Annotated in this window: 13 protein-coding genes; 4 read left to right on the top strand and 9 right to left on the bottom strand. The window is 67.3% G+C overall.

Annotation, left to right across the window (positions count from 1 at the left end; translation table 11 throughout):
- Positions 1-43 precede the first annotated feature (43 nt).
- Genes C4F17_RS18655 through C4F17_RS18645 form a run of 3 tightly spaced genes read right to left on the bottom strand, consistent with a single transcriptional unit; the run spans position 44 to position 3155 of the window.
- A complete protein-coding gene (locus C4F17_RS18655) occupies positions 44-991 on the bottom strand; it encodes a 3-hydroxyacyl-CoA dehydrogenase NAD-binding domain-containing protein (RefSeq protein WP_199851868.1) in 948 nt (315 codons plus the stop codon).
- Entirely contained in the window at positions 988-2196 is a 1209-nt protein-coding gene (locus C4F17_RS18650) for an ABC transporter substrate-binding protein (RefSeq protein WP_106936238.1), read from the bottom strand. The genes C4F17_RS18655 and C4F17_RS18650 overlap by 4 nt, the downstream gene beginning before the upstream one ends.
- A gap of 38 nt (positions 2197-2234) precedes the next feature.
- Positions 2235-3155 carry a 3-keto-5-aminohexanoate cleavage protein gene (locus tag C4F17_RS18645; protein ID WP_081267300.1) on the bottom strand — a complete coding sequence of 307 codons (921 nt, stop codon included), beginning with the start codon at positions 3153-3155 and terminating at the stop codon, positions 2235-2237.
- Between the two features lie 160 nt (positions 3156-3315).
- Between C4F17_RS18645 and C4F17_RS18640 the strand changes: the two genes are divergently transcribed.
- The gene (locus C4F17_RS18640; protein WP_172839816.1) at positions 3316-3699 is read left to right on the top strand and encodes a DUF1090 domain-containing protein; all 384 of its coding nucleotides are present in this window, start codon (positions 3316-3318) and stop codon (positions 3697-3699) included.
- Between the two features lie 32 nt (positions 3700-3731).
- On the top strand, positions 3732-4442 hold the full coding sequence (locus tag C4F17_RS18635; protein ID WP_081267302.1) for a Crp/Fnr family transcriptional regulator: 711 nt from the start codon (positions 3732-3734) through the stop codon (positions 4440-4442).
- A 9-nt stretch (positions 4443-4451) separates the two neighbouring features.
- Here the strand turns inward: C4F17_RS18635 and C4F17_RS18630 are convergent, their stop codons facing one another.
- Positions 4452-6254, bottom strand: coding sequence for an NAD(P)/FAD-dependent oxidoreductase (locus tag C4F17_RS18630; protein ID WP_106936237.1), 1803 nt, complete (start codon positions 6252-6254; stop codon positions 4452-4454).
- 370 nt (positions 6255-6624) lie between these two features.
- On the opposite strand from C4F17_RS18630, the gene C4F17_RS33440 reads away from it, so the two are divergent.
- Together C4F17_RS33440 and C4F17_RS32835 are read left to right on the top strand one after the other, a co-directional pair.
- Positions 6625-8031: a hypothetical protein gene (locus tag C4F17_RS33440; RefSeq protein WP_234382179.1), complete on the top strand. Its 1407-nt coding sequence runs from the start codon at positions 6625-6627 to the stop codon at positions 8029-8031.
- Positions 8032-8057: 26 nt separating this feature from the next.
- Positions 8058-8267, top strand: coding sequence for a hypothetical protein (locus C4F17_RS32835; RefSeq protein ID WP_159053679.1), 210 nt, complete (start codon positions 8058-8060; stop codon positions 8265-8267).
- Here the strand turns inward: C4F17_RS32835 and C4F17_RS18620 are convergent.
- The 5 genes from C4F17_RS18620 to C4F17_RS18600 form a co-directional block, all read right to left on the bottom strand.
- Positions 8219-10156: a sigma-54-dependent Fis family transcriptional regulator gene (locus C4F17_RS18620; protein WP_106936236.1), complete on the bottom strand. Its 1938-nt coding sequence runs from the start codon at positions 10154-10156 to the stop codon at positions 8219-8221. The genes C4F17_RS32835 and C4F17_RS18620 overlap by 49 nt on opposite strands.
- A 130-nt stretch (positions 10157-10286) precedes the next feature.
- Positions 10287-10988, bottom strand: coding sequence for an ABC transporter ATP-binding protein (locus C4F17_RS18615; RefSeq protein ID WP_081267303.1), 702 nt, complete (start codon positions 10986-10988; stop codon positions 10287-10289).
- On the bottom strand, positions 10988-11737 hold the full coding sequence (locus tag C4F17_RS18610) for an ABC transporter ATP-binding protein (RefSeq protein ID WP_106936235.1): 750 nt from the start codon (positions 11735-11737) through the stop codon (positions 10988-10990). The genes C4F17_RS18615 and C4F17_RS18610 overlap by 1 nt, the downstream gene beginning before the upstream one ends.
- A 127-nt stretch (positions 11738-11864) precedes the next feature.
- Positions 11865-12815: a branched-chain amino acid ABC transporter permease gene (locus C4F17_RS18605; RefSeq protein WP_106936234.1), complete on the bottom strand. Its 951-nt coding sequence runs from the start codon at positions 12813-12815 to the stop codon at positions 11865-11867.
- A complete protein-coding gene (locus C4F17_RS18600; RefSeq protein ID WP_081267306.1) occupies positions 12812-13684 on the bottom strand; it encodes a branched-chain amino acid ABC transporter permease in 873 nt (290 codons plus the stop codon). Before C4F17_RS18600 ends, C4F17_RS18605 begins: the two co-directional genes overlap by 4 nt.
- Positions 13685-13693: the final 9 nt, after the last annotated feature.

Raw genomic sequence — 13693 nt, 5'->3', positions numbered from 1 at the left:
ACAAGCCGCTCACAGCACGACAAGAGCCAAGCAAGGCCCCGACCTATTCAAGCTTGCCGCTATCAGCCTTCGCGCGAATCAGGTCTAACAGCAGGTTGTCGCGCACCGCTTCAAGGTCCGCCGTGCGGCGTTGCCCCAGCGCCTCGTCCGCACCTTCCTTCACCTTCTGCTTCAGCTGCGCCGTCATCGACGGCTCGCCCAGGTCCTTCCACCAGTCCTCGATCGGTCCGCCCAGATGCGCCAGCACATGCTCGATGCCGCCCGCGCCACCCGACAGATGCAGATTCATGAACGGACCCATCACCGCCCAGCGCAGGCCGGGGCCGTGCGCAATGGCCGTGTCGATGTCGGCCACGCTCGCCACACCCTCATCGACCAGATGAAAAGCTTCGCGCCACAGCGCAGCCTGCAGCCGGTTCGCGATGTGGCCCTTGACCTCGCGCTTCACATGGATCGGCCGCTTGCCGATGGCCGCATAGAACGCCATCGTGCGCTCGATGACCTCGGCCGACGTCTGCGCGCCGCCGATCACCTCCACCAGCGGAATCAGGTGCGGCGGGTTGAACGGATGCCCCAGCACCACGCGCTGCGGATGCGCGCAACCCGACTGCACGCCGCTGATCGCCAGGCCCGACGAACTCGATGCGAGGATGGTCTCCGGCGGCGCCGCGGCGTCCATGCGTCGGAACAGGTCGATCTTGAAATCCATGCGCTCGGGACCGTTCTCCTGCACGAAGTCGGCCACCGACACGGCGTCTTCCAGGCTGTCGTGAAAGCGCAGCCGGTCGACCGACGCGCCCGGCGCCAGGCCGAAGCGCTCCAGCGTGGGCCAGTGCTGCGCCACCGCCGCGCGCAGCCGCTCCTCGGCGCCGGGCGACGGATCGGTCGCGTTCACGTCGAGCCCGTGCGCCAGAAAGTACGCGGCCCAGCTCGCACCGATCACGCCGGTGCCGACCACCGCCACGCGCTTCACGTCCAGGGATGTGCTCATGTCGATTTCCACCGCGTGCAGCGGCTCTCCGCCTTGGTCGTCCATGCGGCCTCGCCGCGGATCGGCTCGACCACCTTGTAATAGTCCCACGGCTCCTTCGACTCGGCCGGGGTCTTCACCTGCATCAGGTGCATGTCGTGCACCATCAGCCCGTCGTCTCGCAGCCAGCCGCCCTTGACGAACATGTCGTTGAACTTCGTCTTGCGCAGTTGCGCCATCACCTTGTCGGCATCGTCGCTGCCCGCGGCCTTCACCGCCTGCAGGTACTGCAGCGCGGCCGAGTAGTCGCCGGCATGGAAGGAGGAGGGCATGCGCTTGTGCTTGTCGAAGAAGCGGCGCGACCACTCGCGCGACTCGGGGCTCTGGTTCCAGTACCAGCTGTCGGTGAGGTACATGCCCTGCGAAGCCTTCAAGCCCAGCGCATGCACGTCGTTGATGGTGATGATCATGCCCGCCAGCTTCATGTTCTTGCCGAGGCCGAACTCCGCCGCCGACTTGATGGCGTTCACCGTGTCGCCGCCCGCGTTGGCCAGGGCCAGCACCTGCGCCTTCGAGTTCTGCGCCTGCAGCATGAAGGACGAGAAATCGCTCGCGCCCAGCGGGTGCTTGACCGAGCCCGCCACCGTGCCGCCGCTGGCCAGCACGGTCTTGGTCGCGTCGTTCTGCAGCGCCGCGCCGAAGGCGTAGTCGGCCGCCACGAAGTACCAGCTCTTGCCGCCGGCCTTGACCACCGCGCTCGCGGTGCCGCGCGCCATGGCCACCGTGTCGTAGGCGTAGTGCACCGTGTAGGGCGAGCAGTACTCGTTGGTGAGGCTCGACGCGCCCGAGCCCACCACGAAGTACGGCTTCTTCTTGTCCGCGGCCACGCCGGCCATGGCAATGGCCGCGCCCGAGTTGACGCCGCCGATCAGCATGTCGACCTTCTGCACGTCGAACCATTCGCGCGCCTTGGCGGCGGCGATGTCGGGCTTGTTCTGGTGGTCGGCCGTGACCAGCTCGATCTTCTTGCCGCCGATGGCGCCGCCCATGTCCGCGATGGCCATGCGGATGGCCTCGGCGCCGGCCGGGCCGTCGTAGTCGCGGTAGATGCCCGACATGTCGCTGATGAAGCCGATGCGGATCACGTCGTCTGACACCTGTGCCGAGGCGCCTGCGGCGAATGCCGTGCCGAGCGCCAGGGCCAGTGCGGTGCGGGAAGTGTTCATGTGCTCTTGTCTCCGTTCGTTGTTCTTTTGTTTGTCGCTCAGCCCAATGCGAACTCGGGCCGCGGCGTGCCCGTGCGCGGCAGGCCCATCATCTGGCGCGCCTCCGCAGGGGTTGCCACTTCCATGTCGAGCTCGCGGATCACCCGCACGATGCGCTCGGTGAGCTGCACGTTGGTGGCCAGCTCGCCCTGGCGGAAGTAGAGGTTGTCTTCCAGCCCCACGCGCGCATGCCCGCCCAGCAGCAGCGCCGCCACGTTGGCCTCGAGCTGCGAGGGGCCGATGCCGCTCACGCAGAAGATGCTGCCCTTGGGCAGGGTGTCGACCATCATCTGCAGGAAGCGCGGCGAATACGGCATCGCATTCTGGAAGTTGCGGTGCACGTTCATCACCAGGTTGATGAAGTAGGGCTCGTCGTCGTGGCCTTCCTGGATCAGCGTGGTCGTGTCCTGCAGGATGTGCGTGGGGCTGAACACCTCCCACTCGGGCTTGATGCCGCGCGCCTTCATGCCGGCGGCCAGCTCGCGGCCGCGGGTGATGGGCGTGTCCATCAGGATCTGCTTGCCCTCGAAGCTCAGGTTGAGCGTGGTCGCGTCGAGCGTGCACATCTCGGCGCCGGCATCCATGCCCTTGATGCGTTCTTCCCAGGCAATCTCCCAGCGGTCGCCCGCCAGCGGCTTCACCATGTCGCCGTGCACGCCGCCGCCGGTGGAGTTGTTGATGACGATGTCGCTGCCGCCCGCGCGGATGCGGCTGTTGATGTCGCGGTACACGTCGGCATTGCAGGTGGCGCCGTCGTCGGGGCGGCGGGCGTGGATGGCCACCACGCTGGCGCCGGCGTTCCAGCAGCGCAGCACGTCGGCCGCGATCTCGGCGGGCTGCGTGGGCAGGTTGGGGTTCTGCGACTTGTGCGCCATGCCGCCGGTGGGGGCGATGGTCACGATCACTTTGCGCTTCGACATGGTCGGTGGCTCCTGGTGTCTTTCATGGGGGCGCGCCATTATTTTTTGAGGCGCGTTTGCACTCAGTCATCGCGACGACATTCGGGCTCAGGGTTTACCTGCGCCAGCGGCTAAAGTCGCCACTGCCTTCCACACACTCATGCAGCAAGGAGCAGCGCCCATGAAATTCCTGCCTCTCGTTCTCGTGGCCGCCGCCGCACTGGCGACATCGGGCATGACGATGGCGCAACCGGGGCCCAGCGCCACCTGCGCGGCCAAGCGCGACGCCATCTCGCGCGACATCGACGCGGCCAAGGCCGACGGCCAGACCCAGCGCGTTCGCGGCCTGGAACGCGCGCTGGCCGAAGTGCGCCGCAACTGCAGCGACGCCGGGCTGGCCGCCGATCACCAGCAACGCGTGCGCAGCCAGGAGCGCAAGGTGGCGCAGCGCGAGCGCGAACTGCGGGAAGCCCGGCGCAAGGGCGACGCCGACAAGGTTGCGCGGCGCGAAGACAAGCTGCGCGAAGCGCAGGCCGAGCTGCAGCGCATCAAGGACTTGCCCTGATCCCCTGGCGCAGTGAGCCTCCAGAGCCGTCCATGTCCACGAACAAGCAACCGCTTCAGCACGCGTCGCTGACCATCCCGCAACTGCTGCAGGGCTCGGCGTGGTTTCCGCTGCTCGACGTGGCCGCCGGAGAGCGCGTGCTCGACGAGATGCGCGAGGTCGAGGTGGCGCCCGGTGCCGCGCTCTGCCGGCGCGGCGACACGCCGGCGCACTGGTACGGCACGCTCGAAGGGCTGCTCAAGTGGTCGATCACCTCGAGCGACGGGCGCTCGGTGACGCTGGGCGGACTGTCGGTGGGCAGCTGGTTCGGCGAAGGCACGCTGCTGCGCGCGCTGCCGCGTTCGGCCGACATCATCGCGCTGCGGCCCAGCCGCGTGGCGCAGCTGCCGCTGGAGACCTTCGAGTGGCTGCACCGCACGCAGCGCGGCTTCGACCACTTCCTGCTGCAGCAGATCAACGAGCGGCTGCACTGGTTCATGGGCAGCTATGCGGCGCACCGCCTGCTCGATGCCGACAGCCAGGTGGCGCGCGCGCTGGCCGGGCTGTTCCATCCGTGGCTGCATCCGGGCAGCGAGCCGCACCTGCAGACCTCGCAGGAGGAGATCGCGAACCTGTCGGGCGTGTCGCGCCAGCGCTGCAACGCGGCGCTGAACCGGCTGAAGGAAGCGGGCTTTCTTCGCATCGAGTACGGCGGGATCACCGTGATCGACCTCGAAGGGCTGCGCCGCTTCATCAGCGAGTGACGGACTGACTCACCGCGTGTGGTGCGACGGCGCCCGTTCGTACACCGGCGTGTCGATCCCTTCCATGCGCGCCTTCAGCTGCAGCGCCAGGAACTGCGAGTAGTGCCGCGACTGGTGCAGGTTGCCGCCGTGGAACCACAGGTTGTCGACCTGCGTGGGCTTCCACATGTTGCGCAGCTCGCCTTCCCACGGCCCCGGGTCTTTGGGCGTGTCGGAGCCCAGGCCCCAGCATTTGCCGACCTTGTCGGCGATCTCCGGCGAGATCAGGTCGGCGAGCCAGCCGTTCATCGAGCCGTAGCCGGTGGCGTACACCAGGAGGTCGGCCGGCAGTTCGGTGCCGTCGGTCAGCGTCACCGAGTGTTCGTTCACCCGCTCGATGTTCACGCCGCTCTTCAGGTGGATGCTGCCGTTGGCCACCAGCTCCGAGGCGCCCACGTCGATGTAGTAGCCCGAGCCGCGCCGCAGGTACTTCATGAACAGGCCCGAGCCGTCGACGCCGAAATCCAGCAGGAAGCCCGCCTTCTCCAGCCGCGCATACAGGTCGGCGTCGCGCTTCTTCATCTCCTCGTACACCGGGATGTGGAAGGTGTGCATGATCCTGTAGGGCACCGACGCGAAGATCAGGTCGCCCTTGTGGTGGTCGATGCCGTTCTTCACCGCCTGCTCCGAGTACAGCCCGCCCAGCGCCAGTTCCATCAGCGACTGCGAAGGCGCGATGTGCGTGGACGAGCGCTGGATCATCGTCACGTCGGCGCCGTGCTCCCACAGCGCCGCGCAGATGTCGTGCGCCGAGTTGTTGGAGCCCAGCACCACGCACTTCTTGCCCGCGTAGGCTTCGGGCCCCGGATGCTGGCTGGAATGGTGCTGGTCGCCCTTGAAGTTCTCAGCGCCCGCCACCTTCGGCACGTTCGGATAGCCCGACACGCCGAGCGCGAACACCAGCTGCTTCGGCCGCAGCACCACCGGCTTGCCCTCGCGCTCCACAGTCACTTCCCAGCGCTGCGTGGCCTCGTCGAAGCGCGCCTTCTTCGCGGTGGTGGAGCTCCAGTAGTTCAGCTCCATGATCTTCGTGTACATCTCCAGCCAGTCGCCGATCTTGTCCTTGGGAGCGAACACCGGCCAGTCGTCGGGGAAGGGCATGTAGGGCAGGTGGTCGTACCAGACCGGGTCGTGCAGGCACAGCGACTTGTAGCGCTTGCGCCAGGAGTCTCCGGCCTTCGCGTTGCGCTCCACGATGATGGTCGGCACGCCCAGCCGGCGCAGCCGGGCCCCGAGCGCGATGCCGCCCTGGCCGCCGCCGATGACCACCACCTCGGGCTGCTCGGTATAGCCGAGCGCCGCCTCTTCGTCGCGGCGCTTCTCCAGCCAGTTCTTGCGGCCCTTGTGCACGCCGTGCTCCGCGCCCTTGACGCGGTTCTCACCCGTCTTTTCCTCGAAGCCCTTCAGCTCGGTCATGGTGGTGAGCAGCGTCCAGGCCTTGCCGTTGCGAAGCCGCAGGTGGCCACGGCCGCGCGCCACGCGCGTCTCGAAGGTGAACCACGCGTCGACCACGCCGTCGGCCTCGGTCGCTTCGCCCTCCAAGGCGAAGGCCGTGGGCTGCGTGTCGGCCAGCCGCGCCTGCAGCATTGCGCGGATCGCAGCCGGTCCTTCCTGCGTGCGGATGTTCCAGGTGAAGGCGACGAGGTCGCGCCAGAAGCTGTCGGGCTCGAAGAGCGCGACGGCTGTGTCGATGTCGCCCTGCGCGAGCGCGGCGGCGAAGTCGGCGAGCCATTGGGCCGCAGCCCGGGTGGGGGCGGTGATGGTGTCTGTCATTGCGTGTCTCCGTAGCGTCGTTGATGGATGTGCGGCGCCATCTGGGCGGCGCGGCTTCCATTGCGCAGCTTTCATGCCGCGTGGGGAGTCACGGGGAATCAATGACTTGGACTGCGTTTTGTCTCACGGCGCACATCCCGTCTCGTTTGGACTGCGACTGCCCCGCGACACGTCGAGACGAATTCATTCAGGCAAAGAGCACTTTGGCACTATTTTTTATGAGGGCGACCCGAATCCGGCCGAACAAATGTGGCGCCAATCCGACTTTCCATAGGCCTTTTATCTTCTTAAACAAAGGTTATCGCTAAATTCGAAGCGCCCCGGCGTCGCCGGAGTGCATCGATCAATACAAATCCAGAGGGACAGAGAGATGAGGAGAAGCATTGGCACCGCGTTCACCGCGGCCATGGTGGTGGGTCTTGCCGGTTGCGGCGGTGGTGGGGGCGGAGGAGGAGGCGGCGTCCCACTGCTGCCGATCGCCGTTGCGCCGGCACCAGCACCGGCACCGGCACCGCAAACGCCGGCGGCAGCTGAATTGAAACTCACGGTCGAGATCGCCGGTACGGCAGCAACGCCTGACGGCAGTGGCAAGTACAGCGTGCTTCCCGGCCAACGAGTCGTCGTCAGAGCTAGCGACAACGTCGCGTGGACCGGCGATGCCGGTACCGGTGTCGTGACTCGCACGGATGTCGACACCACTGCCACCGAGTGGGTTTCGCGACTCGCCAATCCAGACAAGACGAAGACCGGCGCCTACAAGCTCGTGGCGAGTGCTTCGGAAAATCGCTCGAAGGAACTGAGCTTCGTCGTTCAGACGGGCGACTATCGCAATGGCGACTACATGGTGTTCGCAGCGAACGGCTCTCGGCAGAAACTGAGCATCGACTTCGACAAGGCCACCTACAGCATGACGGATGCGGCTGGAGATACCACCAGCGGCACCCTGACGCCGCCTTCCCCGTCGACGCTCGTCAACGACTGGAAGGTACAGAGCAATCGCATCACCGGCACGAATACGTCCGCGCTGTGGGGCCTGGGGGACAACATCGTCGGTGCGTTCCCGTTCGCCAAGCCATTCTCGGCGCCCGTGTCTTACATGGCCGCACCACTGGTGGCGACCCGGGCTCTTCTGACGACGCAAAGCAGGCTCGACGGTACCTACGACCGTGCGCGCATCGAGGTCACGGCATCTGCCCGCGAATCCGCAATTGCTCAAATCCAGATCTCTGGCGGCGGGACAGTGATGAAGCAGTGCGTCGACCAGATCATCTACAGAATCGAAGATTGCCCGCCGGCAAGCTTGGTGACCAGCAAGGTCGAAGCGGATGCCGATGCCGAAAGCGGTCTCTGGTCGCTGAAGAACCCTGCGGACGGAACACTTCTGGGCCGCTTTGGCATCGCCATTTTCGAAGGCGAGAAGATCTATCTGAGCGCGGGCACATCTCCCGCCACTGGTGGCCAGGTGCTGGCCATCGGCGTGCCGGCGGCGCCGCAATACGTGGCTTTCAGCAGTTTTGCCGGCTGGTCGACAAGCGGCACGATGGACATGTCGATCGTCTCTACGACGAGCTACCAACTCGCCATGACCGACGCGACCACGAATCTCCTGGGCCTCACGGTTGCGGCAGTCGGCGCCGCGTCGCCTTACGGCATCCGCTCGGCGGCATCAGGTCCTGACGCGTTCTTCTCCATGCGCTCGAAGAGCCTGGAACTGCTGATCGGTGCGCGCAGCCCATCGGCCCGCGCCGGCTTCCTGCACATCGGGCTCATCCAGTAGCAGGTCGAGACCCGGCCGGCAAGGCCATGAGTGAAGCCCGCCAGGCCATCCAAGGCTTCGCGGGCTTTTTCCATGCGCATGCCTGGCGAGGCATGATCCGAATCGACGGGCAACTGCTGCAGGCTGACGTGATCGACGGCATCGTCCACGCCGAGTTCGTCCGCTACCTGCGGACTGAGGCGCGTCCCTATCCGCGCCGCGGCGCCACGATGCCCAGCCGCTTCATGTGTCGATAGGCGGTCGCGCGGCTCATGCCGAGTTCGTCGGCCGCGCGGGCGACGTGCCAGCGGTGGCGCTTCAGCGCATCGATCAGCCGTCCGGTTTCGGCGGCGGCGTCTTCATCGGGCGCCATATCGGCATGGACGGCAGCCTCTGCATCTTCCTGCTGCAGTTGCAGATCCTGCGCGCTCACGCTCGCACCGCTGCACAGCGCCAACGCCAGCCGCAGCACATTGCGCAACTCCCGCAGATTTCCTGGCCAGTCATGCGCGAGCAGCTGCCGCATTGCCTCTTCCGACAAGCGCGCCGGCGAAGACATCGCCGCAGCCTCCTCGTTGAACATCCCCTCGATCAGGTAGCGCCTATCGCCGCGCTCGCGCAGCGGCGGCAGCTTCAGCACCGCACCGCACAGCCGGTAATACAGGTCTTCGCGAAACCGCCCCGAGGCCACCAGGTCGGGCAGGTGCCGGTGCGTGGCCGCGACCACCGCAATGTCTACCCGCTGCGGCGATTCGGCCCCCAGCGGCAGCACCTCGCCTTCGGACAGCACGCGCAACAGCCGCGTCTGCAGCGCCATCGGCATGTCGCCGATTTCGTCGAGGAACAGCGTGCCCCTGTCGGCCTGCGCGATCAGTCCCTTCATGCCCTTGGCGCGGCCTCCCGTGAAGCTGCCGGGCGTGTAGCCGAACAGCTCGCTCTCGATCAGCGAATCGGGAATGGCCGCGCAGTTCACCGCCACGAAGGGCATCGCCGCGCGGCTGCTCGCGCCGTGAAGCGCACGCGCAAGCACTTCCTTGCCGCTGCCGGTCTCGCCTTCGACCAGCACGTGGATGCCTCGGTCCACCAGCCTGCGCGCCTGGGCGAGCAGCTTCTGCATCGCTGGGTCGTCACCGGCGATGCGCTCCAGTGGCGGCAACCTGTCGGAAGGCCGGGGACTCGGCGCGCCGGCTGCGGCCGGCGCCGACGCCCTGCGCACGCGCGGCGCGATCAGCGACGCGTGATATTCGCCCCCGCCCGGCAGCAGCACCGTGTGCGCGAAGGGCATCAGTGCCGACGCAGCACCGCCGTTGCCGATGCGCCAGATCGCATCCATCGGCATATGCAGCAGTTCCGACACCGCGCCGCTCAGCGCATGCCCCGCAAAGGCCTGCCGCGCGCCGCCGTTGGCGCCCGCCAGCGTGCCGCCATCGTCGAAGGCCAGCATCACCTCGCCCGCCACGTCGACCAGCCCGTAGGCGCTGCCCAGCCGCAGGATCCAGTGGCCGCGGAAGTGGCGCAGGAAATCGGCGTCTTCGATCATCCGCGCATACATCGACACCAGGTGGCGCACCAGGTGCTGGCTCTCGCGCGCTTCGGGCGAGCGCAGCGCCGACACGTCGAGGATGGCCGTGAGCTTGCCGCTGTGATCGAACAGCGGCGCGGTGGTGCAGGTGAGCGCGATGTGCGTGGCGTCGAAGTGCTCGGTCTGGTGGCAGGTCATCGGCTGGCGCTCGACCAGGCAGGTGCCCACGCCGCAGGTGCCGGCGTGGGCCTCGTTCCAGTCGGCGCCCAGGTACAGGCCGGCCTTGCGCAGCTGGTCGTCCCACGCGGGGTGGCCGATGTAGTCGACCGTGATGCCCTCGGCATCCGTCAGCAGCACCATGTAGCCCAGGTCGGCCACGCGGCGGTAGATGTCTTCCATGCCCGCGCGGGCGGCGCGCAGGAAGTGTTCGAGCTGCTGCTGGTGCGCGCGCACCTCCTGCGCCGGAAGTATGCGCGCGGGGCTCGGCTTCGACGGATCGAGCCCATGGTCGCGCACGCAGCGCGCCCACGACTTGTGGACCAGGCTCTGCGCCGGGTCGGCGAGCGCCGCGCCGGTGGCGATGGAGTAGACGTTGTCGATGTGACGCGATTGCAGGGAAGCCATGGTCAACCTCGCTGTGCCTGGGTGGGCAGCCGCACATCATTCGGCTGTCGCACTGTCGCAGTGGAGAGGTGAAACCCGGTGGAACGGACGTGTTACTCCCTCTCACAACGCAAGGGGTCGGCGTCGGGCTTCACACCCCCAGCAGTTCCTCCAGCGCATGCGGCTCGGCCAGCAGATCCGCCGAAGCCCCGTGCCGCACGATCTGCCCCTTCTCCATCACCACCGCCAGGTCGGTATGCGCCAGCACCTTGCGGTAGTCGCGGTCGACGATCAGCGTGGCGATGCCGGTGGCGCGGATCTCGCCGATCACGCGCCAGATCTCGGCCACGATCAGCGGCGCCAGGCCTTCGGTGGCTTCGTCGAGGATCAGCAGGCGCGGGTTGGTCATGAGCGCGCGGCCGATCGACAGCATCTGCTGCTCGCCGCCCGACAGCTGCTGGCCGCCGTGCGACAGCCGCTCCGACAGGCGCGGGAAGGTCGCCATGACGCGGTCGAAGGTCCATTCGCGGCGGCCGTCGATGCCGGCGCGCTCGCTCATCACGAGGTTCTCGCGCACCGACAGGTTGGGGAAGATGCCGCGCCCCTCTGGCACGTAGCCGATGCCCAGCCGCGCCATCTTCTCGGGCGGCAGGCCGGTGACGGTGCGGCCGTCGACCTGCACTTCGCCCGAAGCGGGGCGCACGTAGCCCATCATCGTGCGGATCAGCGTGGTCTTGCCCATGCCGTTGCGCCCGAGCAGGCCGACCGAGGTGGCCGCCGGAATGCCGGCATGCACGCCGCGCAGGATGTGGCTGTTGCCGTAGTAGGTGTTGAGGTCTCGCACGATCAGCATCAGTGTTGCTCCTCGCCGAGATAGGCGGTGCGCACTTCGGGGTTCTCGCGGATCTCCGCGGGGTTGCCCGTGGCGATGACCGTGCCGTTCACCATCACGGTGATGCGGTCGGCGATGCGGAACACCGCGTCCATGTCGTGCTCCACCAGCAGGATGGCATGTGTGGCCTTCAGCCGCGCGAGCAGCGTGAGCATGCGGTCGGTTTCCTCGGCACCCATGCCGGCGAGCGGTTCGTCGAGCAGCAGCACGCGCGGCTTGGTGGCCAGGCACATGGCCACTTCGAGCTGCCGTTGCGCGCCGTGGCTCATGGTGCCGGCGATGCGGTGCGCCTCGTGGGCGAGGCCTGCCGCTTCCAGTGCCGCGTCGGCCGATGCGGTGCTGGCGGCGCAGCTTTGCGACGATTGCCAGAACGCCCATGGTTTCGGCGTGGCGGCCTGAGCGGCGAGCCGGCAGTTCTCGTGCACGCTGAACTCCGGGAAGATGGTCGTGCGCTGGTAGCTGCGGCCCACGCCGTCGCGCGCGCGCTTCGCCTGGGCGCGGCCGGTGATGTCCACGCCGTCGAGCGCGATGCGGCCTTCGGAGGCTTCGATCTCGCCGGAGAGCATGTTGATCAGCGTCGACTTGCCCGCGCCGTTGGTGCCGATCACGGCGTGCACTTCGCCGACGTGCAGGTCGAGCGTGACGGCGTTGACGGCGGTGAGGCCGCCGAAGCGGCGCGTGAGTTTTTCGACGGAGAGCAGTGCGTTCATGGTCTTGCTCCTTCCCCTTCCGGGGGAAGGTTGGGATGGGGGCATGCGGCCTTTGATGCTGCGCGGCGTTGGAGGCCGCGTGCCCCCACCCCGGCCCTCCCCCGGGAGGGGAGGGAGAAACGCGGGGTCATGCGGCCCCCTTCGGCGACAGGCGCTGCACCAGGCCGATCAGGCCCTTGGGCAGCAGCGCTACGAACACGATGATCGTCAGCCCCAGCGTCAGCTGCCAGTGGTCGGCCAGCGGACCCATCACGGCATGCGTCGAGAAAATTTCCTTGAGCAGCGTGAACGCGATGGCGCCGATCACCGCGCCGCGCAGATGGCCGAGGCCGCCGAGAATCACCATCAGCAGCACCTCGCCCGAGTTGTGCCATGCCATCAGCTCGGGGTTGACCACGCCGTCGCGCGAGGCCAGCAGGAAGCCCGCGAGCCCGGCCAGCGCACCCGCCAGCACGAAGGCCGCGAGCTTGTAGCCGTACACCGAGAACCCCGCCGCGCGCATGCGCTGCTCGTTCACGCGGATGCCCGCCAGCGCCGCACCGAAGCGCGAGCGGCGAATCAGGGCCAGCAGCCCGTAGGTGAACACCAGCGACGCCAGCACCACGTAGAACAGCACGGTACGGTTCTCCATGTCGAGCGCGCCGATGGCGGGCCGCACGTACATGTAGATGCCGTCGCTGCCGCCGCCGACCTTGGTGTCGTGGAACACGAAGAAGGCCATCTGCGCGAAGGCCAGCGTCACCATGATGAAGTACACCCCGCGCGTGCGCAGGCTCAGCGCGCCGACGAACAGCGCATACAGCGCCGCCGCGCCCATGGCCAGCGGCAGCAGCAGCGCGAAGTTGCCGCCTTCGCTGCCCGACGCCAGCACGGTGACGTAGGCGCCGATGCCGTAGAACGCCGCATGGCCCAGGCTCACCAGGCCGGTCATGCCGACCAGCAGTTCCAGGCTGAGCGCGAAGATCGACAGGATCATGATCTTCACGACGAAGTCCGATGCGTAGTTACCCATGAAAGGACCGGCGATGCCGATGGCGATCGCGCAGGCCACGGGCAGGAGGAAGGCGCCGCGCTTCATGGCCGCCTCCCCATCAGCCCCTCGGGCTTCCAGATCAGCACGATCGCCATCAGCAGGTAGATGCCGATGCCGCTCAGGTCCGCGAAGAACACCTTGCCGAAGGTGTCGACGAAGCCCACCAGCAGCGAGGCCACCAGCGCGCCGGTGATGGAGCCGATGCCGCCGATCACCACCAGCACGAAGCAGATGATGAGCACGCTCGCGCCCATGTTCGGATACACCGAGGACATGGGCGCGGCGATCATGCCGGCCAGCGCCGCCAGCGCCACGCCGGCCGCGAACACGATGCGGTACAGGCGCTTCACGTCGATGCCCAGGCCGCGCACCATGTCGCGGTTGCTCGCGCCAGCGCGGATCATCATGCCCAGCCGCGTGCGGTTGACCACGAAATACAGCCCCACGGCCAGCACGATGCAGGCGGCCGATGCGAACAGGCGATACCACGGATAGCTCATGACGCTGCCCAGCGCGAAGCTGCCGTCGAGCCATGCGGGCACCTTCACGCCATGCACGTCGTTGCCCACGAAGATGGAGCGCAGCTCCTCGAAAACCAGGATGAGCCCGTAGGTCATCAGCACCTGCTGCAGGTGGTCGCGCTGGTAGAGGTAGCTGAAGAAGGCCCACTCCAGCAGGTAGCCGAACACGGCCGCCAGCACCACGCCGGCAACCAGCATCAGCAGGAACTGGTCACCGAACACCGGCGCGAGCGAGAACGCCATGTACGCGCCGATCATGTAGAAGCTGCCGTGGGCGAGGTTGATGACGCCCATGATCCCGAAGATCAGCGTCAGCCCCGAGGCCACGAGGAAGAGGAGGAGTCCGTACTGAACCGAGTTCAGACACTGGACCAGGAAGGTGCCGAAATCCACGTTGGAGTT

Source organism: Variovorax sp. PMC12 (genome assembly GCF_003019815.1).
GTDB lineage: Bacteria > Pseudomonadota > Gammaproteobacteria > Burkholderiales > Burkholderiaceae_C > Variovorax.
This window is presented reverse-complemented; position numbering and strand designations above follow the sequence as displayed.

What these genes read in the sequence shown, in the direction of transcription:
- C4F17_RS18640 (WP_172839816.1), top strand. Translation starts at nt 3,316, where the DNA reads ATGAAATTCCTGCCTCTCGTTCTCGTGGCCGCCGCCGCACTGGCGACA.
- C4F17_RS18615 (WP_081267303.1), bottom strand. Translation starts at nt 10,988, where the DNA reads ATGCTGATCGTGCGAGACCTCAACACCTACTACGGCAACAGCCACATC.
- C4F17_RS18605 (WP_106936234.1), bottom strand. Translation starts at nt 12,815, where the DNA reads ATGAAGCGCGGCGCCTTCCTCCTGCCCGTGGCCTGCGCGATCGCCATC.
- C4F17_RS18645 (WP_081267300.1), bottom strand. Translation starts at nt 3,155, where the DNA reads ATGTCGAAGCGCAAAGTGATCGTGACCATCGCCCCCACCGGCGGCATG.
- C4F17_RS18635 (WP_081267302.1), top strand. Translation starts at nt 3,732, where the DNA reads ATGTCCACGAACAAGCAACCGCTTCAGCACGCGTCGCTGACCATCCCG.
- C4F17_RS18610 (WP_106936235.1), bottom strand. Translation starts at nt 11,737, where the DNA reads ATGAACGCACTGCTCTCCGTCGAAAAACTCACGCGCCGCTTCGGCGGC.
- C4F17_RS32835 (WP_159053679.1), top strand. Translation starts at nt 8,058, where the DNA reads ATGAGTGAAGCCCGCCAGGCCATCCAAGGCTTCGCGGGCTTTTTCCAT.
- C4F17_RS18620 (WP_106936236.1), bottom strand. Translation starts at nt 10,156, where the DNA reads ATGGCTTCCCTGCAATCGCGTCACATCGACAACGTCTACTCCATCGCC.
- C4F17_RS18655 (WP_199851868.1), bottom strand. Translation starts at nt 991, where the DNA reads ATGAGCACATCCCTGGACGTGAAGCGCGTGGCGGTGGTCGGCACCGGC.
- C4F17_RS18650 (WP_106936238.1), bottom strand. Translation starts at nt 2,196, where the DNA reads ATGAACACTTCCCGCACCGCACTGGCCCTGGCGCTCGGCACGGCATTC.
- C4F17_RS33440 (WP_234382179.1), top strand. Translation starts at nt 6,625, where the DNA reads ATGAGGAGAAGCATTGGCACCGCGTTCACCGCGGCCATGGTGGTGGGT.
- C4F17_RS18630 (WP_106936237.1), bottom strand. Translation starts at nt 6,254, where the DNA reads ATGACAGACACCATCACCGCCCCCACCCGGGCTGCGGCCCAATGGCTC.